At 40.3% G+C, this 26,625-nt stretch carries 21 protein-coding genes and 2 pseudogenes; 7 read left to right on the forward strand and 16 right to left on the reverse strand.

Annotated features, from left to right (window positions below; all coding sequences use genetic code 11):
- Nucleotides 1–287 precede the first annotated feature (287 nt).
- The 3 genes from HGR01_RS11110 to HGR01_RS11120 form a co-directional block, all read right to left on the reverse strand.
- Complete coding sequence (locus HGR01_RS11110; RefSeq protein WP_045872769.1) at nt 288–1,181, reverse strand: ABC transporter ATP-binding protein; 894 nt, start codon at nt 1,179–1,181, stop codon at nt 288–290.
- A gap of 9 nt (nt 1,182–1,190) precedes the next feature.
- The gene (locus tag HGR01_RS11115; RefSeq protein WP_045873017.1) at nt 1,191–1,964 is read right to left on the reverse strand and encodes an ABC transporter permease; all 774 of its coding nucleotides are present in this window, start codon (nt 1,962–1,964) and stop codon (nt 1,191–1,193) included.
- 253 nt (nt 1,965–2,217) lie between these two features.
- Nucleotides 2,218–2,490: a GlsB/YeaQ/YmgE family stress response membrane protein gene (locus HGR01_RS11120; RefSeq protein WP_045872768.1), complete on the reverse strand. Its 273-nt coding sequence runs from the start codon at nt 2,488–2,490 to the stop codon at nt 2,218–2,220.
- 655 nt (nt 2,491–3,145) lie between these two features.
- Between HGR01_RS11120 and HGR01_RS11125 the strand changes: the two genes are divergently transcribed.
- On the forward strand, nt 3,146–3,301 hold the full coding sequence (locus HGR01_RS11125; RefSeq protein ID WP_096622101.1) for a lmo0937 family membrane protein: 156 nt from the start codon (nt 3,146–3,148) through the stop codon (nt 3,299–3,301).
- A 479-nt stretch (nt 3,302–3,780) separates the two neighbouring features.
- Here HGR01_RS11125 and HGR01_RS11130 read toward each other — a convergent pair whose 3' ends face one another.
- On the reverse strand, nt 3,781–4,128 hold the full coding sequence (locus tag HGR01_RS11130; RefSeq protein WP_045872766.1) for a DUF760 domain-containing protein: 348 nt from the start codon (nt 4,126–4,128) through the stop codon (nt 3,781–3,783).
- A gap of 318 nt (nt 4,129–4,446) precedes the next feature.
- Between HGR01_RS11130 and HGR01_RS11135 the strand changes: the two genes are divergently transcribed.
- Together HGR01_RS11135 and HGR01_RS11140 are read left to right on the forward strand one after the other, a co-directional pair.
- Nucleotides 4,447–7,029, forward strand: coding sequence for a U32 family peptidase (locus tag HGR01_RS11135; RefSeq protein ID WP_045872765.1), 2,583 nt, complete (start codon nt 4,447–4,449; stop codon nt 7,027–7,029).
- A gap of 680 nt (nt 7,030–7,709) precedes the next feature.
- Nucleotides 7,710–7,859: a hypothetical protein gene (locus tag HGR01_RS11140; RefSeq protein ID WP_168161017.1), complete on the forward strand. Its 150-nt coding sequence runs from the start codon at nt 7,710–7,712 to the stop codon at nt 7,857–7,859.
- 85 nt (nt 7,860–7,944) lie between these two features.
- Here HGR01_RS11140 and HGR01_RS11145 read toward each other — a convergent pair.
- Nucleotides 7,945–8,421: pseudogene (locus tag HGR01_RS11145) on the reverse strand (magnesium transporter); the annotation flags it as partial.
- Nucleotides 8,422–8,484: 63 nt separating this feature from the next.
- Between HGR01_RS11145 and HGR01_RS11150 the strand changes: the two are divergent.
- A complete protein-coding gene (locus tag HGR01_RS11150; RefSeq protein WP_096621593.1) occupies nt 8,485–9,795 on the forward strand; it encodes an IS701 family transposase in 1,311 nt (436 codons plus the stop codon).
- A 16-nt stretch (nt 9,796–9,811) separates the two neighbouring features.
- On the opposite strand, the pseudogene mgtE reads toward HGR01_RS11150, so the two are convergent.
- Nucleotides 9,812–10,699 (reverse strand): annotated as a pseudogene (gene mgtE, locus HGR01_RS11155) (magnesium transporter); the annotation flags it as partial.
- Between the two features lie 1,200 nt (nt 10,700–11,899).
- Here mgtE and HGR01_RS11160 point away from each other — a divergent pair.
- Nucleotides 11,900–16,444 (forward strand): LamG-like jellyroll fold domain-containing protein, encoded by a 4,545-nt coding sequence (locus tag HGR01_RS11160; RefSeq protein ID WP_052335327.1) that lies wholly within the window; start codon nt 11,900–11,902, stop codon nt 16,442–16,444.
- A gap of 123 nt (nt 16,445–16,567) precedes the next feature.
- Here HGR01_RS11160 and HGR01_RS11165 read toward each other — a convergent pair whose 3' ends face one another.
- Nucleotides 16,568–16,924: a hypothetical protein gene (locus tag HGR01_RS11165; RefSeq protein WP_155539489.1), complete on the reverse strand. Its 357-nt coding sequence runs from the start codon at nt 16,922–16,924 to the stop codon at nt 16,568–16,570.
- A gap of 53 nt (nt 16,925–16,977) precedes the next feature.
- Between HGR01_RS11165 and psb34 the strand changes: the two genes are divergently transcribed.
- Complete coding sequence (gene psb34 / locus HGR01_RS11170; RefSeq protein WP_045872763.1) at nt 16,978–17,148, forward strand: photosystem II assembly protein Psb34; 171 nt, start codon at nt 16,978–16,980, stop codon at nt 17,146–17,148.
- 70 nt (nt 17,149–17,218) lie between these two features.
- On the forward strand, nt 17,219–17,416 hold the full coding sequence (locus HGR01_RS11175; RefSeq protein ID WP_045872762.1) for a hypothetical protein: 198 nt from the start codon (nt 17,219–17,221) through the stop codon (nt 17,414–17,416).
- 75 nt (nt 17,417–17,491) lie between these two features.
- On the opposite strand, the gene HGR01_RS11180 is transcribed toward HGR01_RS11175, so the two are convergent.
- The 9 genes from HGR01_RS11180 to HGR01_RS11220 all read right to left on the reverse strand — a co-directional run bounded on the left by HGR01_RS11180 (nt 17,492) and on the right by HGR01_RS11220 (nt 26,464).
- Nucleotides 17,492–20,524 (reverse strand): type I restriction endonuclease subunit R, encoded by a 3,033-nt coding sequence (locus tag HGR01_RS11180; protein ID WP_045872761.1) that lies wholly within the window; start codon nt 20,522–20,524, stop codon nt 17,492–17,494.
- A gap of 303 nt (nt 20,525–20,827) precedes the next feature.
- Nucleotides 20,828–21,739: a DUF4351 domain-containing protein gene (locus tag HGR01_RS11185; RefSeq protein ID WP_045872760.1), complete on the reverse strand. Its 912-nt coding sequence runs from the start codon at nt 21,737–21,739 to the stop codon at nt 20,828–20,830.
- An 83-nt stretch (nt 21,740–21,822) separates the two neighbouring features.
- Nucleotides 21,823–22,212 carry a type II toxin-antitoxin system VapC family toxin gene (locus tag HGR01_RS11190; RefSeq protein WP_045872759.1) on the reverse strand — a complete coding sequence of 130 codons (390 nt, stop codon included), beginning with the start codon at nt 22,210–22,212 and terminating at the stop codon, nt 21,823–21,825.
- Nucleotides 22,209–22,442, reverse strand: coding sequence for a type II toxin-antitoxin system Phd/YefM family antitoxin (locus HGR01_RS11195; RefSeq protein WP_045872758.1), 234 nt, complete (start codon nt 22,440–22,442; stop codon nt 22,209–22,211). The genes HGR01_RS11190 and HGR01_RS11195 overlap by 4 nt, the downstream gene beginning before the upstream one ends.
- A gap of 14 nt (nt 22,443–22,456) precedes the next feature.
- Nucleotides 22,457–23,806 carry a restriction endonuclease subunit S gene (locus HGR01_RS11200; RefSeq protein WP_045872757.1) on the reverse strand — a complete coding sequence of 450 codons (1,350 nt, stop codon included), beginning with the start codon at nt 23,804–23,806 and terminating at the stop codon, nt 22,457–22,459.
- On the reverse strand, nt 23,803–24,303 hold the full coding sequence (locus HGR01_RS11205) for a DUF3368 domain-containing protein (protein ID WP_235623100.1): 501 nt from the start codon (nt 24,301–24,303) through the stop codon (nt 23,803–23,805). Before HGR01_RS11205 ends, HGR01_RS11200 begins: the two co-directional genes overlap by 4 nt.
- On the reverse strand, nt 24,300–24,548 hold the full coding sequence (locus HGR01_RS11210) for a UPF0175 family protein (protein ID WP_045872755.1): 249 nt from the start codon (nt 24,546–24,548) through the stop codon (nt 24,300–24,302). The genes HGR01_RS11205 and HGR01_RS11210 overlap by 4 nt, the downstream gene beginning before the upstream one ends.
- Nucleotides 24,549–24,579: 31 nt before the next feature.
- Entirely contained in the window at nt 24,580–24,864 is a 285-nt protein-coding gene (locus HGR01_RS11215; protein WP_045872754.1) for a UPF0175 family protein, read from the reverse strand.
- A gap of 37 nt (nt 24,865–24,901) precedes the next feature.
- Nucleotides 24,902–26,464 carry a type I restriction-modification system subunit M gene (locus tag HGR01_RS11220; RefSeq protein ID WP_045872753.1) on the reverse strand — a complete coding sequence of 521 codons (1,563 nt, stop codon included), beginning with the start codon at nt 26,462–26,464 and terminating at the stop codon, nt 24,902–24,904.
- Nucleotides 26,465–26,625 lie beyond the last annotated feature (161 nt).

The following is a 26,625-nucleotide window of genomic DNA, read 5'->3' on the forward strand; positions in this document are numbered from 1 at the left end:
ATCTGATATTTTTATCACCGAATTGCAGATTTATAGGCTATTTAGAGCAAATTAAAGAATAACTATGTAAGAGTGAATAAAAATTAGTAGAATATCTCAAAACGAGGAATTAGTGATGTCTACACTATTTAGGTTGCCAAAAATGTTGGTTGCGATCGCCACTCTCTGCTTAAACAAATATTGATGTAGAGTAACGTATTATTATACATCATATTCACATAGATTACCGCTTTACTGACATACTGATAATTAAAACGATAATTCTTCTACCTCAGCCTGAGATATTGTTAATTGTGGTGCATAAGTTCCAGATAAATATGCTCTAAACGTACAGGCTGACGGGCTATAGAATCAATGGCTATCCCCTCGAAGCGTGCAATAATTTCCTTTAATTCCAAAGGTTCAGGTAACCAAAAGGCTAAATCGTTACCATAACGCCGATGAGTGAAACCATATTTTTCGGCGCGTGCGATCGCTTGTGCTTCAAACTCAGTCTGCATTAACACAATTTCTTGGGCTGGAATCAATGTACGTAATTCTGCTAAACTACCCTCAGCCAAGATTCGGCCATTTTTCATAATTCCAATTCTCTGGCAAAGACGTTCTGCTTCATCTAATAAATGAGTTGTGAGCAAAACTGTAATTCCTTGATTTTTGAGTTGGCGGATTAATTCCCAAACTTCATATCTGGATTCAATATCTAAGCCTGTAGTCGGTTCATCCAGAATCACTAGCTGTGGTTGATGTACTAAAGCGACTGCAATATTTAACCGCCTTTGCATTCCCCCGCTAAGTGTCTCTACAGGATATTTTGCTTTATCTAGTAAATTGACAGCTAACAGAGTTTCTCTAATTCTTTTATGGCGAGTTTCGCGGTTTAAACCGTAAATATCTCCAAAAAACTGGAGATTTTCTGCACAAGATAGGCTTTTGTAGAGTAAATTTTCTTGAGGTGCAACACCAATTATTCTTTTGGTCGCGGCGGAAATTGGCTGATGATTGATGGTAATATCACCACTGTCTGCATTCAATAAATTACAAATAATATTGATTGTTGTGGTTTTACCTGAACCATTGGCACCGATTAAACCGTAAACTTCTCCTGGCTCAATATGCAAATTTAAATTGTGGAGAACCTGGTTTCTACCATAGGATTTATTTAAATTTTTAATAATTAACATTGTGATTTTTTATAATCGCCTTTCTACTATCAGCATCCGCCAATAAGATAGCCAGCCACCGACAATCACAATCATAGCAAAAACCAATAAAAACCAAAAGTGTGAGCCTATATCACTAATTCCTTCGCCTTGAGATGAAACTCCTACGAGGGCTTCATTCATGTGATAAATAGGATTGAATTGAGCGATATTAATTAATGTGGGAGGAAATAAAGCTGCTGGTAAAAATGCTCCACCAAGGATTAATAAAGGTACTCCAAAAGCTGCTACTAAAGAGTTAACATCTTCAATACGACGTGCTAATTGTGTACCTAAAATAAAACCTAAACCCACATAAGCAATGATAGTTAATAAGATAATAATTAATCCTAATAAAATAGAACCTTTAAAAGTAGCGCCCCAAAATGCAGCAATAGTATAAATTAATATTGCCTGACCGATACCAATGCAACTATGGGCCAGAAAAATTCCTAAAAAGTAGGAAATTCCGCTTAAGGGAGCCAGAAACAGGCGTTTGATGGTTTTTTGTTCTCTTTCTGCAACAACAGTGGCGACAGTTCCACCCAAACAGCTAAAAAACATTGCTGCACCTACTAAAGTTGAGGGTGCAGCATATTCAAAAGCAGTATTGATGGGGAGTTTTGCCCGTTCTGCTAAAATAAATCCGCTCAGAATCAACACCGATATGGGGAATATACTCCAAAAAATTAAGCTGCGTCTGCGGCGCAATAGTTCAATTAGTATGCGTTGAGTTACAGCTATAATTTCACGCCAATATTTCATAGGAGAGGGAACAGGGAACAGGGAATAGGAAACAGTAACGCACCACATTCTATACTTTGCTTGGTGCGTTGCGCTACGCGACAACACACTACGTGAATTTTAAAAATTGAATATGAGTCTTAAATAAGCTTATCAATATATAACGCCAGCCTGATGACAAGCTGGCGTTTTAAATCTATTAAATTCAGGGACAAAAAATATATATAACTAAAATTCCCTGAAGTTTACTAAAAAATTGGTGGGTAATTTACTTTTACAAAGCGCTGCGGCGAGTGAGTAAGTTCCACAAGAAAACTGCAACAATTGCGCCCAGAACAGCAACTATCACACCTGTAATGCTGAGAGTGGGTGCGGCTAATGCTAGAGTTCCCGTACTGAAGAATACTCCTAGGCTACCACCAACAAATGCACCTATAATACCTAACAAAATTGTTCCTAGAATACCGCCGCCTTGATGACCTGGGTAGATAGCTTTAGCAATAGCTCCAGCAATTAGTCCTAAAACAATCCAAGCAAGAATGTTCATGGTTTGTAAGTTGATAAAAAACTTTTTGTTTTAACCTTTGTTGAGTTAAATCTAACACCTCAAACTTGGCAATCATATCTACCATCAGAATTAATTTATGTTAGCCTGAAGAAATAGCTCCATTTATAAATGTATATAACTTAATTACTGGCGTAGAAAGGAAACAGTAAATGGCTAGTACAACAAGGCAAAAGTAAAAAGAAAGAATACTTATACCACAAGCCTTTTAGCAATTACAGATGGTCTGTTTATTTACGCCAGCCTGTACTAGGTAAATATTTTAGTAAAAATAAATCGGTACTCAAATACGGTACAAGTTACCGACTGACAACTCTACTGGCTGCCTAATGTTAAGCCTCAAAATTTCTCGGATAGCTGTTATCTATTACTATAGGACTCAGATTTGATTTCTGAAAAAATCTAAGTATATGTAGGGTGCGTTATCACGAAGTGATAACGCACCGTATTCTGAGCTTTGGTGCGTTGCGCTGCGCGACAACACACCCTACGTATTTGTTCAAGAATCAAATATGAATCCTATATCTCCTAAAAATCTATCAATATAAATAGCCGTAATTCATCCGCAAGATAGTTAACTATATATTGAATATGTATCTAAAATTTTATTCAAATACGCAGTTTATAGGAAAAAATTATGATTGGTGTACTTTGGACTGTTGCAGTTGTACTATTTATCTTTTGGGCTTTAGGATTAGCATTGCATATTGCAGGTAATATAATTCATGTATTGTTACTTTTGGCAATTGCGATCGCAATATATAATTTCCTGAAATCACGCACAGCTTTTTAGTCCTTTAGAGACAACTTATAATAAGTTTCGTAACATAGTTTGGTGCAATTACCGACTTACTCACATCAAAGTCTAAGCTTGGGAGATGGCTTGGACTTTTGATTTTTGACAGGCCTTATACCAGGATATTTAATTTAGGGCTTATCAGCTGATTCAGCCCCTAAAACCTGAGTAATTTTGTGAATCAAAATTTCACTTAGAGTACTCCAAGTAAAAAAATGCTCAATTGTCATTGCGAATGGAGCAAAGCGGAATGAAGCAATCGCATAGACTCGCTCGTAGTTGCAAGATTTTGCGATTGCTTCTCTGCGAGACGCTACGCGAACGCTACACTCCGTTTCGCTCGCAATGACAGGTTTTGGATCGTTTATTTTTTGGAACACTCTTACACTAAAAACAATAGAGACTGTATTGTACAGTCTCTAGAAAGTTGGAGGAATACGCAGAATTAATTTTTACCAAAATTAGCTTACAAATTACTAATGTTGTGTATCTTGAGATGGCAATGCAGGTAATTGTAGCGATTTTTCCATATCAAATCGCTGTTCAATATTGCGAAGAAAATAGCCATCTACCATAGCAGCGCCTAAGAGTCTTCCTAATTCATCGCGGCTAGTGGTAATGAATGACTGATATCTATCATGAGGTAAATTACCTAACATTTCCACAATTGCACGTTGAATTAACTGTAATACTGCTGGGGAAGAAGGTTGAGACAGTTGAGCAACTGTTTCAGGGGACAAAGATTGCACGTATTGCCATAAATTATTTTGAGTATTTGCTTCAGATTCAAAATAATCTGGTTGGCGGCGGGAAAGATTACTCATAGTATTAAGATTAATTTGCGCTTCACTATGAATAAAAATTTATCTGCATTTTGATGGCTGCACAATCAGCAAAACCGAACTGCAAAGGCGGGTTTTTTCTACTCAATTTATTGTAGGGAATTGAGCAATTAAAAATTCAAAGTTTTTTCGACTTTTTAGTAATGAGTTTAACAGTACATAGGTAGCGGTAGTTTCTCAGTTAGCGTGAAAATCGAACCGCAGAGTGCGCTGGGGGAGAGACATTAAGAAAGCGATCGCCTCCTTTGCCCATTAACTTAGATAGAATCACTATGGTGCTAGTTAAACTTTCCCAGCCTGATGAAAAGCGATCGCTCCTTGACTCCTCAACTCACTGTATCCACTCTGCAATGTCCAGAACTACTCGCACCAGCAGGTAGCTGGGATTGTGCGAAAGCTGCTGTCGAAAATGGGGCTGATGCAATTTATTTCGGTTTGGATAGGTTCAACGCGCGGATGCGGGCGCAAAATTTTACTGAGGCGGATTTACCAGAGTTGATGGCTTTTCTGCACCTGCGGGGTGTGAAGGGTTATGTAACTGTTAATACGCTAATTTTTCCGCAAGAGCTACCAGAGGTAGAGCAATATCTGCGCTCGATTATTGCTGCGGGTGTGGATGCGGTGATTGTGCAAGATGTGGGTATATGTCGTCTGATCCGTCACCTATCGCCTGACTTTCCTATCCATGCTTCTACGCAGATGACAATTACCAGTGCGGCTGGGGTGGAATTTGCTCAGTCACTCGGTTGTCAGTTGGTCGTGTTAGCCCGTGAATGTTCCCTCAAGGAAATTAACAAAATTCGCCAGCAGATACGCCAAAAAGAAACTTCTTTGCCTTTAGAAGTCTTTGTTCACGGTGCTTTGTGCGTCGCTTATTCCGGTCAGTGCTTGACTAGTGAAGCATTAGGTGGACGTTCTGCCAATCGCGGCGAATGTGCCCAAGCTTGCCGAATGCCCTACGAATTAATAGCAGATGGCGAAGTTATAAATTTAGGAGAACGCAAATATCTCCTCAGCCCTCAAGACCTTGCTGGGTTGGAAGTGCTGCCAGATTTGGTGAAGTCGGGAGTCACAAGCCTCAAAATTGAAGGGCGGCTGAAAACTCCAGAATATGTGGCAAATGTTACTCATGTTTATCGGCAAGCCTTGGATCGGGTGATGGAGGAATTAACAGCGAATACTCCAAAGGCGAGAAAACCCTCCCATTCTGCTGAAGAACAATACAACTTGGAAATGGCATTTTCTCGTGGTATCTACACAGGCTGGTTTAATGGAATTAACAACCAAGGATTAGTTCATGCGCGGTTTGGCAAAAAACGTGGGGTGTACCTGGGAGAAGTTACCCGCATTCGCAATGAACAGGTGACAATCACCCTAGAAGCACCAGTGAAAGCAGGTGATGGAATTGTTTTCGATTCTGGTCATCCCGAAGCCAAGGAAGAAGGCGGGCGAGTTTATGCGGTGGTACAAAAAGGTAAAGAAGCCGTGCTAACCTTTGGCAGAAGTGACCTCAACTTCCGCCGAGTGCATATAGGCGATCGCGTTTGGAAAACTAGCGATCCAGAATTAGATAAGCAATTACGTCAAAGCTTTGCGGGAGACAACCCCCAATTTCAGCGCCCCATTGACTTAGAAGTTTACGGCGAAGTCGATCAACCACTAACTGCGATCGCCCGCGATGGACAAGGTCATGTTGTGCAAGTGAATTCGACAATACCACTAGTAGAAGCGCACACCAAACCCCTAACCACAGAACGTTTACAAGAACAGTTAGGTCGCCTAGGTAATACACCCTTCTGTTTAGGAAACCTAACCAATCACCTCAATGGCGCATTAATTTTACCCGTAAGTGAATTAAACCGGATGCGGCGAGAAATGGTGGCGCAGTTAGAAGAATTACGCCGTCAACCCAAACGCTGGGAACTCAACGATCATGCTTCTCTAAAAGACCTACTCCCCTCATCCCCCTTATCTTCCTCATCTTCCTCATCCCCCGCATCTCCATCACTCATCGTTTTAGTAAGGAACCTCAAACAACTCCAAGCCGCACTCCAAGCCGGAATCCAAACACTGTACTGTGAATTTGAAGACCCCCGCTTTTATCGCGAAGCCGTGCAGATGGTAAAAAAAGGGGAAATAAGCAATGCCCAATGCCCCATGCCCAATGCCCCATGCCCCACTATCTGGGTTGCACCTCCCCGAATTACCAAACCTGGGGAAAATTGGATTTTGCAACAAGTACGGGACTCCCAAGCAGATGGCTATCTGCTGCGGAATTACGATCATCTGCAATTTTTCGCCCAAGACCGTTGTGTTGGAGATTTCTCGCTGAATGTTGCGAACGCCTTAACCGCAGATTATTTTCACCAGCGCTATGGTTTGGAACGCTTAACCGCATCCTATGACCTGAATATTAGCCAACTCGAAGACTTACTTCATAGTTGTCCACCCCAATGGTTTGAGGTAACAATTCATCAACATATGCCAATGTTCCACATGGAGCATTGCGTATTTTGCGCTTTTCTTTCCCAGGGAACAGATTACACTAACTGTGGCAGACCTTGCGAACAGCATGAAGTGAAATTGCGCGATCGCGTTGGTAGCGAACATGTCCTCAAAGCTGATGTCGGCTGTCGCAATACTGTATTTAACGGCACTGCTCAAACGGGAGCTGAGTACGTACAGCGCTTGATAAATTTGGGATTACGTCAATTCCGCATTGAGTTTGTCAATGAAACCCCAGCGCAGGTGAGTAAAACTATACATTGCTACAGTCAACTTCTGCGTGGCGAAATTACAGGTTCCCAACTCTGGCGCGAATTGAAACTGCAAAATCAGCTAGGCGTAACTCGCGGGCCGATGGGAGTTTCTGCATTAAAGTAGTAATACGAATTCAAATAATGTTTGCGAGACATCAATATATTCTAGAGGGTAAGGCATTGCCCATTGATGTCAATTTAAGCTAAAAGCGATATAGGACGGGCGTTGTACAAATAGCGCCCTCATCCCCTAACCCCTTCTCCCGCAGGAGAAGGGGAACTAAATCTCTTGCTCCCGTCTCCCTGTGGGAGAGGGGCTGGGGGTGAGGGTGAAACCTTGCAACCAAGCGGGTTTCACGTTAAGTTGACACGTAGGGGCAATGCCTTGCCCCTACTATTTGTCGCATTCTTTTTTCAAATTGGTAAGCTATTCTGCTGTTAAGTTGCACAATCCATCGTGAAGACTGTTGACGGTTGACCGTTGACAGTTAACCGTCAACAGTTAACAGCCCTGATTAGTAGTTATGCAATTTAGACGCGCATCAATACTTGTCGGTTAAGGGGAAAAGGGGAAGGGGAAAAGGGGCAAGAAAAAACCTTTAACCCTTACCCTTTCACCTTTTCCCCAAACCAAATTAAGAGTTTAAAATCCTTAACCGAGCAGTATTGAGACGCGCATTAGCTTATAAAATTTTATTTTCTGTCTTCTGCGTCAAAAACTTAGAAATAATTCCCTACTAACTATTTCCATCACTACCCAGCAGCGTTTGGAAAATATTTCCTAATAAAAATATAGCGCCTGCGATGAACAAGATAAGCATTACACCAGCAAGGGCAGCAAAGGGAGAAGTTACGAACAACAATAAGAATACAAACATCAAAATTGATATTAATATTCTCAACATTTTTGTCACCTTTGAAATCTATTGGTTTCAAGCTAACTTACTAACTTAGGCAATACATATCTCTAATAGAGGAAATCAGATGTATTTCTTTAGTACAGTCAGGCGAAAATTAATTTATTATAATTGCTCAACTTTTATAAATTTAAAATTACCCGCGCTAAGTTGAAATAGATTAAAACACCTAAAACATCTACTGCTGTAGTGATAAATGGTGCAGACATTAAAGCGGGATCGAGGCGGAGTAAGCGAAATAAAAACGGTAGTGCGGAACCAGAAATTGAAGCTAAAACAGAAATAGCTACCAAACTAGTTCCTACCGCGATCGCAACTTCTAATTTTCCTTGGAGGAAGTAGGCCCAGACGGTGGCGACTGTACCTAACATGACACCTAATAATGCACCCGCGATCGCTTCTCGTCCAATTACCTGCAATGGCCCTAACATCCGGATTTCTTCGGTGTTCATCCCTCTAATGACTACCGTAGAAGATTGCGCCCCTACATTCCCACCAGTCCCAGTCAACAAGGGAATAAACGCTGTCAGGGTAACAACTTTTGCCAAAATATCTTCCTGAGACTTAATAATCGTTCCCGTAACAGTATTAGTAATTAACCCTGTTTTGTCACTCTGGCAGTAGTATAATAAGGTAAAAATGCTAGAACCAAGACACAGAGCATGGTACAGCCCCGTCCAGCCGCACCAACAGTCAAATTTGTGGACGAATATTGCCAGTGGTATAAAAGTCTGTTTCCAGATGTTAGGAGTTTCGAGGCTTTTAAATATCTCCATGTAGGCTGCATTTCTGATCTAAAACGTAAAACATTGCCAGAAATAGCAAAAATCGTAGGATTAGATAACCAGCAAGGGTTGCATCATTTTCTAACTACATCACCTTGGGATATAGAAAAGTTAAGAACCTTAAGGTTAGAGTTAATTTTACAAGTGCTAAAAGGTAGACCAATCATTTTAATTATTGATGAGACAGGGGATAAAAAGAAAGGGAGCAAGACAGATTATGTGAAACGGCAGTATATAGGAAATTTGGGAAAAACAGATAATGGAATTGTGGCAGTGACAGTATATGGTGTTTTCTGTGGGATGACATTTCCATTACTGTTTGAAGTGTATAAACCCAGGGAAAGATTACAGGCAGGAGATAAGTACCGCACTAAACCAGAAATAGCAGCAATACTGATAAAAAAGCTACAATCAATGGGTTTTAAATTCAACTTAGTACTTGCAGATAGCTTATATGGAGAGAGTGGTAAGAATTTCATATCTGTATTAGATGAACTAAACTTGAACTATATAGTAGCGATTCGGTCAAATCATTATGTAGAAATACTTCCACGACAACATATTCAATATTTAAAGTGGCAGAAGTTTCAAAGGGTATTCTCTGACTTGAGTCGGGAAAATCGATTTATTAGAGAAATTATTCCGGGAAAACGTGGAGAACTTAGATATTGGCAAATTACTACAGATCCAGAAAATTTGCCTGATAACACTACTTGGTATGTGATGAGTAAATATCCAGACATTACGCCAAGAGAAGTTGGAAATTTTTACGGTTTAAGAACTTGGGTCGAGTACGGGTTAAAACAAAGTAAGAATGAATTAGGTTGGTCAGATTTTCGCCTGACTCACTACCCAGATATTGAGCGATGGTGGGAAATTATTTGCAGTGCTTATTTAATGGTTAGTCTGCATTCGGAGCAACTGTTTCAGTCTCCATCACAACGAGAGTCAAAATTTGTTTCACATCCTTGGTGGGATAATGGAAATGGCTGGAAGAACATTCTTAACAATCTTCGTTTGATTATTCAACCTTTTACTTTATTTAATCTGATATATCCCTGGTTAACGGTTTTTCCTATTCCTCAATTAGCTTTGGGTTTTTTTAAACTTCAATCTATTATTTATAGCCTCACCAGTTCAATTTTTATATCCCTGATTCACCCTGATTTCTACTTTTCCTCTGCCTAGAGTGACAAAAGAGGGTTAATAAGACAAATAGCCATACAACCCGTTTGCGCGCCACTTCCATTAAATTCATCTGGAAGTAATTATCACCCCCTGACTGCACACCACCACCCAAGGCGTAAATATCTTCAGTGGTTTCTTGTTGCAGAATATCAATCACATCATCGACGGTGATAATCCCCACCAACCTCTGTTCTCGATCAACCACAGGTACAGCCAGAAAGTCATATCGTTGAATCAACTTTGCGACTTCTTCTTGATCTGTATCCGTGTGGACAAACACCACATCACGGGTCATAATTTCGGCAATCGCTTCATCTGGTTGAGATGTTACCAATTCCCGCAGTGAAACAATCCCTGTCAAATGTCTAGCCGCATCGGTGACGTAAAGGTAATAAATCATCTCGCTAGCCTTCGCGAGGCGGCGAATTCTCTCTATAGCTTGAGATACCGTAAAATTCTCTTTCAGAGAAATTAATTCTGGAGTCATGATGCGCCCAGCAGTATCAGCTTCATAACCCAATAGTTGCGCTGTGGCTGTACGTTCCGCCGGACTTAGTTGTTCTAGCAAACGATTGACAACTTTTGCAGGGAGTTCATCAAATAACCTAGCGCGATCGTCTGGTGACATTTTATCGACAATGTCCCGCACATCCTGACTTTTCAATTCTTCGAGTAGCTGTTCTTGAATACTGTAGTCGAGATATTCATAAACTGCGATCGCCTCATCCTTAGAAAGCAACCGAAACGCTAAAGCGTGCATTGCTTCTGGTAAACCTTCTATAGCCTCAGCAATATCCGCCGGCTGTACAGGTACCAAAATTGCTTTAGCGCCTCGTAAATCTCCCTCTTCCAACAGCATTTGTAACTGAGTTCGCACCAAATCTCGCAATTCCCGGCGCGACATATCCTGAAGGTTAGAGATTAAATGATGATTTTCTGTCACAAAGTCCACCTTCCTAAGGCAGTTTGAACAAGTTTGCTGCCCTTAGTCTAAAAGATGAAGGCAATATTCCACATCCAACTTAGGATTTTTCTTCTTCTTACCTTGAGATTCTGTATCTTCAATTTTGCCGTCGTTGAACATCCTACTTACCCATATCACTTAACTTAAATACCAATTAGCTAATAAGTAATCAGAAAGCGATCGCTAATATTTTTGCTCTTATTTACTTTATATCAAGCATTATTTACAGAAAGTATAAATAGCCTCATAAATATAAAGCTTCTCTTGATATATTTCTTTCAAATAAATTTATATTTGTAAAAATTTAATTTAGCCTGTAACTAATCTTAAAACTACTAATAATTAACTTCAAAAAATATTGCAACAATCTTTTTATTTCGACAAATATTCGTCAGATAAGCTGAACATGAATATGTATTTTTTCTGGTTAATTTGAGCTTGTCTTCAAAAGAATTTAATTTTTATAGTAAAAAAGCAGCATAAATGTGAATGTTTCAAGAAAAGCCATCACAGAAATTGACATCAAAGATAAATATAGGTTCCAATGATAATTACTTAATCAGTAGAAGGACTGAAAGCGCAATTCTCTAATTCATGAGTTAAATATCTTTGTTGCTGCGTATATCTACAAAAACTATTTTTGCCAAATTAACAAATTATCATCTGCTTGCACAGCCATGAAATATATTCATGTTCTGCGATATTGCATTGTAAATAAACCACTAATAGATTTTTATCATTTAGCAATGCTCTGATGCATTAAAAAGCTTTATTTCAAATACTATTGCAACCATGAACACCTTTTATGAGTGCATTATTTATTTGCCTTTTTTATTTTTTTAACACAGCAATAAATCCAAAAATTTGGCTCTTCATTACATACTATTCTAAATCACGTTCACAATTATCACGCAACCCTTGCCAAACAATAATAGTGGGCATTATTTAATAACATTTTAAGCATTTGGCAAGTGTTTGAGTTCTTAAGCTATATTTTTCAGCCAAGCTTTGAGGTTTAACTAATAATTTGGCATAACAGGTACGTAAGAACCAAAAATTTTCCCCTTTTCCCCTCAACAGCAATGAGTCCAAAAATTCATATTTTTTGGACTTATTGAGGTTAGATCTACTAAAAATAAAATGTTAAATTCTCAAAATATAGAGCCAAATTCTTTGGTTCAGGGAACATATACTTCTTTAAATAATCCTGGGTTATCTACTAGCCAAAATTTAGTTTTCATTGACGCTGCGCTGGCTAACAATTCCAGCCTGACTCAAAGCTTTGGTAATGCACAGTTATTTACACTCGACCCTAACCGAGATGGTGTAGCACAAATTGCAGATGTACTCGCGCATTATCAAAACGTTGCCAGTGTACATATCGTCTCCCACGGAAATGTAGGAGATGTATTAATTGGCAATACAAATTTGAATTCCCAAAACCTCAGCTTATACAGCGATGCGCTCAAAAGTTGGAGTAATGCTTTTACTGCCGATACTGATGTATTATTCTACGGCTGTAATGTGGGCGCAGGTGCAGAGGGAGAGACTTTTATCCAACAGTTGAGTCAATTAACTAGCGCGGATATTGCTGCTTCTAATAACCTCACAGGTAGTTCCAAATTCGGAGGAGATTGGAATTTAGAAGTAGCAACTGGTAGTCTGGAAAGTCTTGATATATTAAACCAAGCTGCGATCGCTAATTATGATGGTGCTAACCTCGCTATTGATGATGGTTTAGTTGGACGTTGGCAATTTGATGAAACTAGCGGTTTAACTGCCACTGATACTATTCAAAATAATAATGGCACTCTGGTAAATAATCCTAATCCCCAGTGGTCTACTGGCCAGGTTAACGGTGCTTTACGATTTGATGGTGTGGATGACTACGTCAGTGTACCAAGTAGTCCTAGCCTCAATTTGAATGGTGGGATATTTACCCAATCTGTATGGATATATTCGCAAATTACAGACAATGCCTATCATGGCGTAATTGGTTATCAACCAGGCGGATCGATTTCTCAACGCTATCCCGGTATTTGGGTGTACGAGCAAACAAAAATCCATGCGGGTTTTGGCGATGGAAGTAACTGGAACTCGTTTACCACAGGGGATGTACTCAAACCCAATGCTTGGAATAATGTAGTCACATCCTTTGATGGCACCACCTATAAAGCCTATGTCAATGGGCAAGAAGTTTATACTACTACTCAGTTTGCTGGACGCAAACCAGCCGCAACTCAACAACTAAATATTGGGCGCGTTGATAATTACTTCCAAGGACAGATTGACGATGTGCGAATTTATAATCGCGCCCTCAGCGCCGCAGAGATTAGCACCCTTGCACAGCAAACTACATCCACACCCCCAACTCCTACCCCTGGTGTCATTAGTCTGCAAAATAATGCGATCGCAGTCAATGAAGTTGATGGCACTGCTACTGTCACAGTCTTAAGGCAACAGGGAAGTGATGGCACTGTCACCGTTAACTACCATACAGTTAATGGCACTGCTACTGCTGGTACAGACTATACCAGTAAATCAGGCACACTGACATTTGCTACTGGTGAAACTAGCAAGTCTGTCACAATTCCAATTCTGGATGACACACTGGCAGAAGCCAATGAAACTTTTAACTTTGTCATTGACAATATTACTGGTGGGGCAACGTTATCAGCACCGCAAACCACGGAAATCACAATTATAGATAACGAGAATAATCCAGGTTTGGTGGGCTATTGGAAGTTAGATGAAACTACTATTGGTACCACCGTCATTGATTCCTCTGGTTCTAACAATAACGGTAGCCATGTCAATATCGCCTCACCTAGTGGCCCATCTACCAATGTTCCTAGCCTCAACTTTACGGATACTGGCAGTTTAAGCTTTGATGGCGTAAATGACTATGTAAATATAGCCAGCAATCCTAGCCTAAATTTAAGTGCTGGGCAATTCACCGAATCTGTATGGATCTATTCGCAAATTACAGACAATGCCTATCATGGTGTAATTGGTTATCAGCCAGGCGGATCGACTTCTGACCGCTATCCCGGTATTTGGGTGTACGAGCAAACAAAAATCCATGCGGGTTTTGGCGATGGAAGTAACTGGAACTCATTGACCACAGGAGATGTACTCAAACCCAATGCTTGGAATCATATAGTCACATCCTTTGATGGCACCACCTATAAAGCCTATGTCAATGGGCAAGAAGTTTATACTACTACTCAGTTTGCTGGACGCAAACCAGCCGCAACTCAACAACTAAATATTGGGCGCGTTGATAATTACTTCCAAGGACAGATTGACGATGTGCGAATTTATAATCGCGCCCTCAGCGCCGCAGAAATTAGCGCCCTCGCACAGCAAACTACAGCCACACCTCCTACCTCCGGCCCTGGTGTCATTGGATTGGAAAGTAGTACGATCGCCGTCAATGAAAGTAATGGCACTGCTACTGTCACAGTATTAAGACAACAAGGAAGTGAAGGTACTGTCACCGTTGACTATCAAACAGTTGATGGTTCCGCTACTCCCGGCGCAGACTACATCAGACAAACAGGGACACTAGTATTTGCTCCCGGTGAAACCCGCAAATCTATTGTCATTCCCATCTTGGAAGATAGTCTGGTAGAACCAAATGAAATTTTTGGTTTGGCCATTGATAACATCACTGGTGGCGCGAGTTTATTAGCACCTCGTACTGCTCAGATTACAATCTTAGATAATGAAAACCTATCGGGACTGATAGGTTATTGGAAATTGGATGAGACTAGTATTGGTGTCACTGTTGTTGATTCATCCGGTTTTAATAATAATGGTAACCACGTCAATATTGCCTCTCCTAGTGGCCCGACGACAAAAGTACCCCTGTTGAATTTTACTGATACCCACAGTCTGAACTTTGATGGAATTAATGACTACGTAAATGTATCTAGTAGCCCCACTCTGAATTTGAGTAATGGCACATTTACAGAATCAGTATGGATTTATTCCAACATTACAAATAATGGCTTTTATGGTGTTCTTGGGTATCAAGCACCTGGTACTGGGGACAACCAGCGTTATCCAGGGATTTGGGTTTATAACCAAACACAAATTCATGCTGGGTTTGGAGATGGTAATAACTGGAACTCTTTTATAACAGGCAATGTGTTGAGACTCAATGCCTGGAACCATGTAGTAACCACATTTGACGGTACCACATACAAGGCTTATGTAAATGGTCAGGAAGTCTACTCTACAAATGATTTTGCCGGACGTAAACCCTATGCAACACAACAACTCAATATAGGCAGAGTTGACAACTACTTCCAAGGGCAAATTGACGATGTGCGAATTTATAATACAGCGCTAGGAGCAGCAGAAATCCAGCAACTATACCAAGCACAGCCGCTACCAGATTCACGCCAACTGTTGACAGAAACAGTTATATCTGGTTTGGCAGTACCGACTGCAATAGACTGGACACCTACTGGACAATTGCCTGATGGACAGCTAATGTTTGTTGCAGAAAAGAGTGGAGTTGTCAAGGTCTTCAAAAATGGTGCTTTACTAGCAACTCCCTTTATCGATATTTCTCGTCAGGTTAATAACACAAGCGATCGCGGCTTATTAGATATTGCTGTTCATCCCGATTTTATTCACAATCCCTATGTTTACTTGCTCTTTACCTACGACCCCCCAGAAGTATACCAAAACGGGGGTTTAGCAGGGCCAGACCAGCAAGGTAATCGCGCCGGTCGCCTCATTCGAGTCACAGCTGATGCTAGTACCAACTACACTACCGCCATACCCGGTAGTGAAGAGATTTTACTTGGTAAAAATAGTGTATGGAACAACTTTAATGGATTTGTTGATAGCACTATTAACTTTAATCAAGCTCCAGCAGGTATATTGGCGAATGGAGAAAATATTCAGGATTTCCTAGCGGCTGATAGCACCAGCCACTCCATTGGGACTGTGAGATTTGGCCCAGATGGCGCACTCTATATCAGCAATGGTGATGGTACTTCCTACAACCAAGTTGACTGGCGGACATATCGTGTCCAAGATATTAATAACCTATCTGGTAAAATTCTGCGGATTGACCCGATTACTGGTGAAGGTTTAGCAGACAATCCCTTCTATGATGGCAATCCTAACAGTAACCGTTCTAAGGTCTACCAGTATGGATTACGGAACGCCTTCCGGTTTACCATCTCTCCTGAATCTGGACAGATTTATATCGGTGATGTTGGTTGGACGCAGTGGGAAGAAATCAATGCAGGTGGCCCGGGAGCAAACTATGGTTGGCCCTACTATGAAGGTGGTAGTGGTATTAACCTCCAGACTAGTGGCTACAAAGATTTACCCCAATCCCAAGCCTTTTATGCGAGTGGACAAACTACAACACCATCCATTTATGCCCTTAATCATGGCACTGCTGGCATTAATGCGATCGTCATGGGTGATGTTTACAGTGGCACTGCATTTCCCGAACAATATTGGGGAGACTTGTTCTTCAATGATTTGGGTCAAGGTATTGTCCGCAATATCAGCTTCGATTCCCTTGGCAATGTCACATCAGTAGAAACCTTTGCTACGAATGCTCAAATCGTGGTGCAAATTAACACAGGCCCAGACGGTAACTTATACTTTGTTGATTTAGATAATGGCTCAGTTGGTCGCTGGCGCTTTGCGTAAAAGGAATGCAGGGGAAAGGATAGGGGGAAAAGGGTAAAGGGAAAAGGTTTTTAACCCCTGTCCTAACCTTCGCTGCTACCAACGCACATCAGACATAGTTGCTTGTCAATCCTTAGCTTTCAGCTAGGGATTTTTCTTGTTCACTTTTATAGAAAGCGGCGGGAAACTCCATCCTCTTGTGGGTGGAGAGGGATAACAGCCCCGCCGCTTGGGGCATTGGGCATAGGGCATTGGTATTTTCTTTCCTATGACGGCAGTTGCTACAACGCGGGAAACCCGACGACAGTTGCCTCTTTGGTCGGAGACGCTACGCGTAGCTTGCTTAAGCGCAGGGGTACAAGTCGGGGAAGCCGCCCACGGCACTGTCTCCCCTATGCCCAATTCCCAATGCCCAAAAACTCCATCCCCTTGTGGATGGAGTTTTTTATAACTAACTTTTATCAGAGGTATAAGTTTTTCTGTGTCAAGCCTTCTTGTCAATTCGTAACAATTTCGTTACATTAATTTACATAGGTTAACAAGAGCAAAAAATTATGTATACCACCATTAACGAAGACGGCATTCTCAACAACTATGCAAATGAACCCCAAATCTACTATGCAGACTATCCCTCAAATGAGGAGCAACGTAGTTATAGTTTCCAGGCTGGAGTAGCTACTTTATTAGTCACCGCATTAGTTTTGGTTGCTTGCGGCGTTAGCTAATCGCCACTGCATATATCTATATATTCACCAGCTATTTACAAAGAACTTTGACAATAAGGAGAGACGAAAAATGTTTGCACCATTAGTAATATTGTTCCGTGAATGGATGGGCAAAGCTAAATTTAATCAGTTACGTGGTAAAGCCATTGGTTTACACGCCCAAACAATCACTAATTTTTGTAATCGCGTCGGAATTGAATCTAAGCAAAGACAGAACCTCATTCGTCTAGCTAAAGACAACGGTAAAAAGTTAGGCTTATTAGCTTAACAGCGCTGATTTAGAGAAAAGTTAACTGTTGCAAATATCAGATAACTTTTGCGGGTAATGCCAATTTGTATATGACTATTCTGACTGTTCGCTGTTGATAGTCTCATAAATACTGGATAGCAATTTTTCAAATACAAGTGCTTTAAATTCTTCATTGTTCATCACTTGCATAAATATTTTTTCGTTACCATCCATGCGTTCGATAAATAGATTTTCCAGATGATTTTCTAGAACTGGGGCAAAGTTTTCTTTAGTATTGACTTGAGCCGCTTGTTTAATGGAATCATTTGCGATCGCAGTTTCGGTAATCTGCTCAAAAAATAGCTGGTCGGCTGGGGTGAAGTTAGTTCCAAAGCGTTCGTTAAGGGTGTCGATTAGCTGGGATAGGGGGACTTCTTTATCTGGCTGACGAGTCCCGACAGAGGTAGCACCGCGTAATGGTTCGGCTTGTCCTGCGGTTAAATCTATTTTTCCTTCGCTGATTTTTTCCAGGCGATAAAATTTCAGTTCGATATCCCCAGATAAATCTATTTTTGGCGCTTGGGGACTACGAGGTAGTTTTTTCAAGAGAAACCGCCCGTAAGCATAAAGCTTTTCTAGTTCTGAATCTTGGTAAGGAATAATCTGAGCCAGGAAGAGGTAGAGATTGCGGAAGCTGGTAAGTTGACTTTTAAATAGTTCTTTCTCTGCGTCTTGCAAAGCTCTATAATTTTCAATAATCAGGTCTAGGAGTGTGTTTAATTTTTTGTGTTCGCTTCCAGTAAGAGAAGTTTTCGGACGAAACCAAATTTCGCACCACTGATTTACATCGTCGTGGCTAAAAAGTTGCCATGCATAAAGCTGGTAAGACAAATCATTTAATTGTTGCGGATCTGCGGTTTCGCCAACGGGAGTTTCTTCGTAGTAGGGTTTAAAAGCTTTGTAGATATCTTCGGGTTTGTTGACAAAATCTAAGACGAAAGTATCTTCTTTTCCTATGGTGGTACGGTTGAGGCGAGAGAGAGTTTGGACAGCTTGCACGCCATCGAGTCGTTTATCCACAAACATAGTATGCAGTAATGGTTGGTCAAATCCGGTTTGAAATTTGTTGGCGACAAGCAGCACTTGATAAGCATCGCTAGCAAATTTATCGGGAATTTCGGAAGTTTTAATCCCGCCATTCATCTTGACTTCAGTAAATGTTTGTCCGGGTAATTCATCAAGGATAATAGAACCGGAGAAAGCCACAAGGGATTTAATATCGCTATAGCCTTTATCTTTGATATATTTATCAAAAGCCAGTTTGTATTTAACCGCGTGTTCGCGGGAACTGGTAACCACCATTGCTTTTGCCCTACCCCCAATTTTATGGCGGGTATGGTTGCGGAAATGTTCGATGATAATTTCTACTTTTTGGGCAATATTGTAGGGATGAAGTTCCACAAAATTGGCGATCGCCTTTGCTGCTTGGCGACGGGGTAAGTCTGGGTTATTCTCAGAAGTGCGGACAAGTTCGTAATAGCGATCGTAGCAGGTGTAATTGGCTAAAACATCCTTAATATAGCCTTCCTCAATCGCTTGGCGCATGGTGTAGAGATGAAAGGGAATTTGGCCGTTCTCCCCCGGTTCGTCAAAGACGAGTTGGGTTTTGTGTTTGGGAGTAGCGGTAAAAGCGAAGTAACTGAGGTTGGGTTGTTTGGTGCGGGTGAGTTGTGCTTTGAGGAGTTGTTGTTTGGCTTCATCGCTGAGATTATCTTCCTCAAGTTCATCTTCCAGCAATTGGGATGCGATCGCAGATTCAATACCATCTTTATTTAAGATTTTGCGGAGTTCGGCGGCGGTTTCTCCGGTTTGGGAACCATGCGCCTCATCAACGATGACCGCAAAGCGTTTATTTTTAGTAGTAATGTCGATGGTTTTACCTTTTTTGGCTAAAGTCTCGATGGCTTTAGTAATGAAAGGGAATTTCTGAATTGTCGAAATAATAATCGGTACACCGTCGCTGAGGGCTGTGGCGAGTTGTTGGGTATTCTCGTCAATTTTCTGGACAACTCCGGCTTTATGGTCAAATTGATAGATAGTGTTTTGTAGTTGTTGATCCAGTACAGTGCGATCGGTGATGACGACAACGGTATGAAAGATTTTTTCGTCTTGGTTGTCGTGGAGGTTAGCGAGGCGATGGGCTAACCAGGCGATAGAATTTGATTTTCCTGAACCTGCGGAATGCTGAATTAAATAATTATGTCCAGCTTGATTTTGTTTGGCGTGGGTGATGAGTTTCCGCACGACATCAAGTTGATGGTAGCGGGGGAAAATTAGGGTTTCTTTTTTCTGGTAATTAACGCCAGTGGCGGTAGGAATTTTGGTTTCTTTAATTTCGACGTGGAGAAAACGGGCTAGGATGTCCAAAAGGCTATCTTTTTGTAAGACTTCTAGCCAAAAATAACTGGTGCGATATTCTTCATTATCGCCGGGAGGATTACCTGCACCGTGATGATTACCTTTATTGAAGGGTAGGAAATAAGTATTTTCACTAGCAAGTTTAGTAGTCATCCAAACTTCTTCTGTGTCAACGGCGAAGTGGACTAAGCAGCGTTGTTTAAAAGCAAATAGCGGGTCTTTGGGGTCTCTGTAGAGTTTATATTGATGAATGGCGTTTTGGTAGGTTTGTCCGGTGAAGGGGTTTTTCAGTTCAATGGTGGCGATGGGTAAACCGTTGATGCTGAGGAGAATATCGGGAATGCGTCCGGTTTTGATAGTAACTTGGCGGGTGATGGTGAGGCGATTTTGTTCATAAAGTGCCAAAGTTTCCGGGTTCATCCCTGTGTTGGGCTGGAAGTAAGCAACTCGCAGGGTTTTACCATAGCATTTAAAGCCATTGCGGAGGATATCAAGCATTCCTCGGCTTTTAAGTTCCTTGGTGAGACTCTCTATAATGATTTTCTCAGCGTCGCTGCTGTTGGCTAGGCGTTCCCATTGTTTGGGTTGGGTGGTTTTGATAAAATTGATGATTTCCTTGGGGAAAAGAGCGGTATCTGTGTCGTAGTCGTTTGCTTTACCTTGGTGATAGCCACTGATTTGCAGGAGTTCCCGTTCAATGATGTCCTCAAATTTATCTTCCGTGTGCATAGCTCACCAAGTATAAATATACTTAAGTATAAATTGTGAATTAATTAATGGCTAGAAAGTTACTCGGCGTAATAATCTGGTTTTGATATTCGGGTAAATCTTTGAGGATTAAAAGGTCTTTATCATACAGCGCTTTTGATATAAGTGATATGCAGCAATTCTAGAGATGCTTTTTAAACGTAAATGTAGGGTGTGTTGTCGCGCAGCGCAACGCACCGATATAGCATTAAAAATTCAAGGTGCGTTAGCCTACGGCGTAACACACCCTACGAACATCTTTTAAAATAAGCTCTAAATATTCAATCAGTTTTGTTGGTCTAACCAATTAATCAGGTCTTCTAAAGATTGGAAATCAAAAATTGCATCCGCTAGGTTTTCTATTTGCTCTACAGATAAAGAATTAATTCGGTTTTCTAAAGTAGAATCAATATTATTAAAGCGTCGTTTTAGTTGTCTTTTAACTATTTTTTGTTCCCCTTGTTCAATTCCTCTTTCAATTCCTTTTTCCATCCAACTGGTGACAATTTCCATAATTGCTTCCTCTTCTACTAAGTTGGCTTGTTTTAATTCGGTATCAAGTGTTTGTTCTTCTGTAGCGTTTAATTTGAGATAGGTGTCTATAAAGCCGGAAATTAGTTCCATTTTAGCAGGATTTAACTGCAAGGTTACTAACATCCTTAAGCATTCTAGTTTAACTCGGACTCTTTCTTCTGGTTTAAAGTCCATTTTTGCCATTAATGCAGCAGCAACGGGGTTTGGTTGGTTTAAAAAGTTGCGCCAGTTGAGGTTATTTAGTTGAATGGCGATGTAATTAAATTCCAGAATTTTTCGGTTAGGGAAGTTAACTGTATATTGGCTTTTTTCCGGGCGTTTGGGTTCGTCGTAAGAAAAGATAACTATCGGGAAGATTGGTAATAAATATTTGGCATCTAAACGAGCAAAGTAATGAAACATTCGCCGTTCAAATTCTTTTTGATTATACGCTTGATTTTCAAGATGAATCAGAAAATAGGTGTCTTGTTCTCTAAATTTGACTTGGGCTAATAAGTCGATTTTTCTTTTGTCTCCAGAGGTGACATCTGTAAATATTTCTTCTGGTAAAAATGTGAGGCTGTCTTTATTTACGTAGTCTAATACTTCTGGTAGGAATAATTCTATAAATTCCCAAAAGAAGGTTTGGATTAATTCTTTAAATAATCTATCGTGGTCTATCATTGGCTGATATGAAATTAATTTTATTAAGTAATATCCTCACAAAAATAGGTAATTTTTTATGCTTTGTGAATTTACAACCTGGTTTAACTCAATGTACTAAGAAAAGTGGCTTTAGTTAAGTTTCCGTCTACCGTGACAAGGGTGAGGTTATAATGAACTGCGGTTGCTGCAATAAAACGATCTGCGGGATCTTGATGTACTAAAGCTAATTGGCGGCTTAAAATTGCAATTTCATTGGATAAAGGGGCTTCTTTTGTGTCGAGTTGCTGTAGACTATTTTGAACCCACTGTTCTGGAGTTGGCTTTAGCATAAGTCTTCCTTTCTCAGCAAGCAAGAGGGTTTCCCAAATACTGATGGGACTTAGCCATAATTCATTTCTTTCGTCAGAGATTGCTTTTTGTAGATTGTCTGAAAGGTTGAGATTACCGAGAAGATACCAAATCCAGATATGGGTATCTAGTAAAAGTTTCATAAAAGTACGTCCCAAGTAACTAGATTTGAAGTAGGCTCGATAATATCCCCTGTAATTTGACCGCTATCTTTCATCGCTCCAAAGGCGGCTCTTTTGCTTTGATTAATGGGGGATATGATGGCTAAGGGAATACCATTTTGAATGATGGTAAGGGGTTCGCCTGTTTTTTGCGCTTGGTTAATTAGGTTTTGGAGGGTTTCGGGAAGTTCTGCAAGGGTGATTTGTGTCATGGTGGTTTCTGCGGTTAGGGGATGGGGACTTGGCGCACGTCTATTTTACCTGTGACGGCGTTGGTGATGAGGGCGGTGCGATATTCTTTTAATAGTTCGATGGCCTCTAGAATCTTGGCTTTTTGTTGCTTTATTTCGGCTGTTTTATGATCTAAGTAAGTAACTATTGCTTGTTGCTCTTTTTTTGGTGGTTTTGGTAGTCTATATAGCTTTAATTTCTCCACAGTCAAATGGGTAATTGTATTGGGATTTCCTTCAGCTACAAAAACACCAAGCTTGACTAAATAATAGAATATATAGAATAAAAACCTAGGGATTTCTTCTGTTCCAATCACCCTAAGACGATGTATTGCTTTTTGAAAGCCTAAAATGCCATCAACACCTTGAACAATAGCGGATCTCCCTGACTCTCCTCCCTCACATACCAATAAGTCACCATTTTTTACTAAGTACCTTTCATACTCGTTCGGATTAATATCCATTTCTGGCAAGTCATTTTGATTAATAAAATCCCACTGCACATCAACATTTCTTAAATATTGAACTAGATAATCTCCTGATATTCTTCGTTGATCTAGCATTTTTCCTAGTTCAATTAGATATCTTAGCCGCAATAATAGTAAACTCCAATGCTTCGGAATTTTACCCAACCACTCAATACCAGAATCTTTCATCGGGACGCTTGGATCTAGTCCTTTGGTGACAGCGTGACTGATGAGGGCGGTGCGTTTTTCGTCGAGTTTTTCGAGGAGGGCTTCTTTCTTGGCGATAAGGTCGTCTATTTGTTTGGTTTTATGGTCGAGAAAGCGGGCGATTATCTCCTGCTCATCTGGTGGCGGAATAGCAAAAGTTAAATTTCCTGCTTGTTGAAAATTTAAGCCTTCACGAGATGTACCGTTTTCATAAGAAAAAATTTGTTCTTTACCCTGCTTAGAACAAAGAAGTAAGTGCAAATATGGGGGAAAGATTTTTTTTAAGTCTGGTCTGAATATGCAAACGTGCTGATTTACATTTGCTTTTATGAAATTAGGAGGGACTAAACTAACCCGCCCAATAGATGCGCCTGTAATATTAAGTAAAATATCATTTGGAAATACTCTGCTATTTATCTGTAGGTTATCTATCTCATCATCAATATAAACAACATCGTCTAAACGTAAGCCATCATCATAAACATTTTGACTTCTAATTAGCATTACACCAGAATCAACATAAATTTCCGATCCTCCTTTTGGTGTTTTTCCACTTCCAATTTTAGTGACAAAAAATTTAGTTCTTTTAACTTCCCAATGTTCAGGAATCTCCCCCAACCACTCAACACCTGAATCTTTATACTTTTCATAACCCTGATACTTACCCATTATTCCGCCTCTATTTCCCCTGCTAAGACTAAAATCTTCTCATATAAAACAGGAGAAATCCAAAAAGTAGAACTTTCAATTAATTTATCCATCAAAGGCTTAACAGAAACAATAAAGCCTTTTGTCTTACCTTCCAATAAAACCCCTAATAATCCCGTAATTCTAATTCCTAAACGTTGTGCCTCAGCCCTCCCTCTGCGCTCATCAATTAATAATAAATCAGTTTTTAACTCCAGTGCCAAAATAATAGCCTCTGACTCTCCTTGATCCAACTTAGCTTGTTGCTTCAACTCCTCAACTTTATTCTTATCTATCACAGTTCTAATCTCCAACACAGGAGATATTTCCGCGAGTAATTCACTTAATATTATGGGATGACACCTTGATAATTCTTGATACACTGCTTGAGGAATAATCACCCTTTCATAAAGTGATTGCAGTAAAAAAATATGTTCAATACTAATCAAATTAGTAATAACAGAAGTATCACTAATAATCACAATCGCCCTAACTCCCGCAAATTTTTTAAGTCAACCTCAAAATCATCCACATCATAATGATATAAAGGAATTTTACGGGCTTTTAGTAAATCTTGAAAAGCATCACAGTCCATCTCTGCCATTTTCGCCGCATAACCTAAAGTTAATCGCCCCGACTGAAATAAATGTAATGCAATTTCCTGCAAAAATTCTGTAGGTGTTAACTGAGAAGCGTCTAAAAATTCATCGGAAATTGTCACAGCCATTGCTAAAATCTCCCAATTCTACATTTATCATTTAAGAAATTTGCTGATTTAACATTAATTCTGCTTGTTCTACTTCGTGACGTAATTCCTCCAAACTCTGAGAGTCATCAAAAATAGAAATACCCCATTTATTCATCATTTCGATAACTTCTAGCCGAGAAACACTCAGAATTTTTGCAGCCCGTCCACTGGTAATTTCTCCTACCTCTAATAAAGCCATTACATACCCTTCTTTAGCTTTGTGTAAAGCCTTTTCTCGAATCTCTGCCGAAAGCTGAATACTTTCTAAGTCTTCATCTGCAATTGTTAAAGCCATCGTTAAAACTCCCGACTCTACATTTTTATTTTAGCCTCTAAACCACTTCCCCCAACATTGCCATAATATCTGCTTCTAAAGATTTAATATCATTCTCAATTTCATCCAAAGGACGAGGCGGCTGATACACATAAAAATGACGATTTAACGGAATCTCATACCCTACCTTAGTCTTATCAAAATCAATCCAAGCATCTGGTACATGGGGCAATACTTCCGCTTTAAAATATGCCTCACAATGCCCCTTTACTAACTTAATCAACTCATTTACACTTGCATCTTTGTCATATTCCAAAGGTAACGGCAAGGTAATATCATCCGGTAAAGGTACAATTTCCGTATCTCGTAAATTACTATCCGGTTCAGGATTCCCCTTAGCATCTCGGCAGATTTCCGCTTCTGTATCAGTCTCTCCCAATGCTGCTAAAATCGCTTTTTTTACTGGAGCTTTTAAACTTAATCCCGCTTGTTTTAACACCCGATTTAAGTCATTTTCAAACTCATCCCGTGACAGATAAAGTTTATTTGCATTCAATTTCTGCAAAGCAGCTAAAATTTGATTTTGCAGACTTTCACCCATCTCAATTTCTAACTGTTGGACTTTAGCATCTTTACGCTTCTTAGTCGTTGCTAAATCCTGAAATGCTTTCTGCTCCGACAACCGCGCCAAACGCTCTTCACTCACCTGAAAATTTAACCGTAACGGACGCTCTACAGTAATTTTAAGAAATCCAAACTTTTGATTATCAAAAATCTTTGAGCAAACCCGCTTTTCTATCTGTCCGTCTGACTCCACCACACTGACATCATTATGCTCAAAATCCCCATACAGTCGCACCAGTTCCGCAATATGCTCAGGGGATAATTCATTGCGCTTATTACCGAGACTCTTTTTCATTTTTTGGAAATGACGAGTACCATCAATCAGCTGTACTTTCCCCCGACGATGCGCTGCTTTTTTATTCGTCACCAACCAAATATAAGTAAAAATTCCCGTGTTATAAAACATTTGGTCAGGTAGCGCCACCACCGCATCTAGCCAGTCATTTTCAATAATCCAACGGCGAATATTACTTTCACCACTCCCCGCATCCCCTGTAAATAAAGGCGAACCATTAAACACGATCGCAATTCGCGAACCATCACCGCCTACTTCTGGGGATGAGTGCATTTTCGATATCATGTGTTGCAAAAACAACAGCGAACCATCATTAATGCGCGGTAAACCAGCCCCAAAACGCCCATTAAATCCTAAATTGTCATACTCATCTTTAATAAAATCTTCTGGTTTCCATTCCACCCCAAAAGGCGGATTGGCAAACATATAGTGAAACTGTTTATCAGGATGACCAATTGCCACTTTAGCGATCGCTTTTTCAAAAGCATCCCCCTCTAAACCCATCGCCGCATATTTAGACTTAGCCTCCAGGACAGCTTGCTTTGTCGGTTCCAAGACTGCATCCAAACGCCGCAATACAATCAAAGGTAACATCACCCGGCGGTACTGTGGTGGACGGTATGGGCCACGGAGTTTGTCGGCAATGCTCCAGATAAAACCGACTAACTCTTGATTAGTAGAACTTTCTATACTAGCCACCATAGGATTTTAAGTAATAAAGTGAAATTTAAGTAACACTTTCTGTAAAGAATATCCAGTTTACCCCGTTCCACGTTCATTACCGCAAGTATGGTGCATCATCTGGTGGTGAACTTTAGATCTCTTGCAAAAGATGTGGAAAGGGGAAAGGTTAAAGGGGAAAG

This window comes from Tolypothrix sp. PCC 7712, from assembly GCF_025860405.1.
Lineage (GTDB): Bacteria > Cyanobacteriota > Cyanobacteriia > Cyanobacteriales > Nostocaceae > Aulosira > Aulosira diplosiphon.

Excerpts from the sequence above, each read along its gene's own strand:
- HGR01_RS11150 (WP_096621593.1), top strand. The coding sequence starts at position 8,485 with ATGGTACAGCCCCGTCCAGCCGCACCAACAGTCAAATTTGTGGACGAA.
- HGR01_RS11110 (WP_045872769.1), bottom strand. The coding sequence starts at position 1,181 with ATGTTAATTATTAAAAATTTAAATAAATCCTATGGTAGAAACCAGGTT.
- HGR01_RS11160 (WP_052335327.1), top strand. The coding sequence starts at position 11,900 with ATGTTAAATTCTCAAAATATAGAGCCAAATTCTTTGGTTCAGGGAACA.
- HGR01_RS11185 (WP_045872760.1), bottom strand. The coding sequence starts at position 21,739 with ATGATAGACCACGATAGATTATTTAAAGAATTAATCCAAACCTTCTTT.
- HGR01_RS11120 (WP_045872768.1), bottom strand. The coding sequence starts at position 2,490 with ATGAACATTCTTGCTTGGATTGTTTTAGGACTAATTGCTGGAGCTATT.
- HGR01_RS11195 (WP_045872758.1), bottom strand. The coding sequence starts at position 22,442 with ATGACACAAATCACCCTTGCAGAACTTCCCGAAACCCTCCAAAACCTA.
- HGR01_RS11115 (WP_045873017.1), bottom strand. The coding sequence starts at position 1,964 with ATGAAATATTGGCGTGAAATTATAGCTGTAACTCAACGCATACTAATT.
- HGR01_RS11125 (WP_096622101.1), top strand. The coding sequence starts at position 3,146 with ATGATTGGTGTACTTTGGACTGTTGCAGTTGTACTATTTATCTTTTGG.
- HGR01_RS11175 (WP_045872762.1), top strand. The coding sequence starts at position 17,219 with ATGTTTGCACCATTAGTAATATTGTTCCGTGAATGGATGGGCAAAGCT.
- HGR01_RS11220 (WP_045872753.1), bottom strand. The coding sequence starts at position 26,464 with ATGGTGGCTAGTATAGAAAGTTCTACTAATCAAGAGTTAGTCGGTTTT.
- HGR01_RS11180 (WP_045872761.1), bottom strand. The coding sequence starts at position 20,524 with ATGCACACGGAAGATAAATTTGAGGACATCATTGAACGGGAACTCCTG.
- HGR01_RS11190 (WP_045872759.1), bottom strand. The coding sequence starts at position 22,212 with ATGAAACTTTTACTAGATACCCATATCTGGATTTGGTATCTTCTCGGT.
- HGR01_RS11130 (WP_045872766.1), bottom strand. The coding sequence starts at position 4,128 with ATGAGTAATCTTTCCCGCCGCCAACCAGATTATTTTGAATCTGAAGCA.
- HGR01_RS11210 (WP_045872755.1), bottom strand. The coding sequence starts at position 24,548 with ATGGCTGTGACAATTTCCGATGAATTTTTAGACGCTTCTCAGTTAACA.
- HGR01_RS11140 (WP_168161017.1), top strand. The coding sequence starts at position 7,710 with ATGAACAAGATAAGCATTACACCAGCAAGGGCAGCAAAGGGAGAAGTT.
- HGR01_RS11135 (WP_045872765.1), top strand. The coding sequence starts at position 4,447 with ATGAAAAGCGATCGCTCCTTGACTCCTCAACTCACTGTATCCACTCTG.
- HGR01_RS11215 (WP_045872754.1), bottom strand. The coding sequence starts at position 24,864 with ATGGCTTTAACAATTGCAGATGAAGACTTAGAAAGTATTCAGCTTTCG.
- psb34 (WP_045872763.1), top strand. The coding sequence starts at position 16,978 with ATGTATACCACCATTAACGAAGACGGCATTCTCAACAACTATGCAAAT.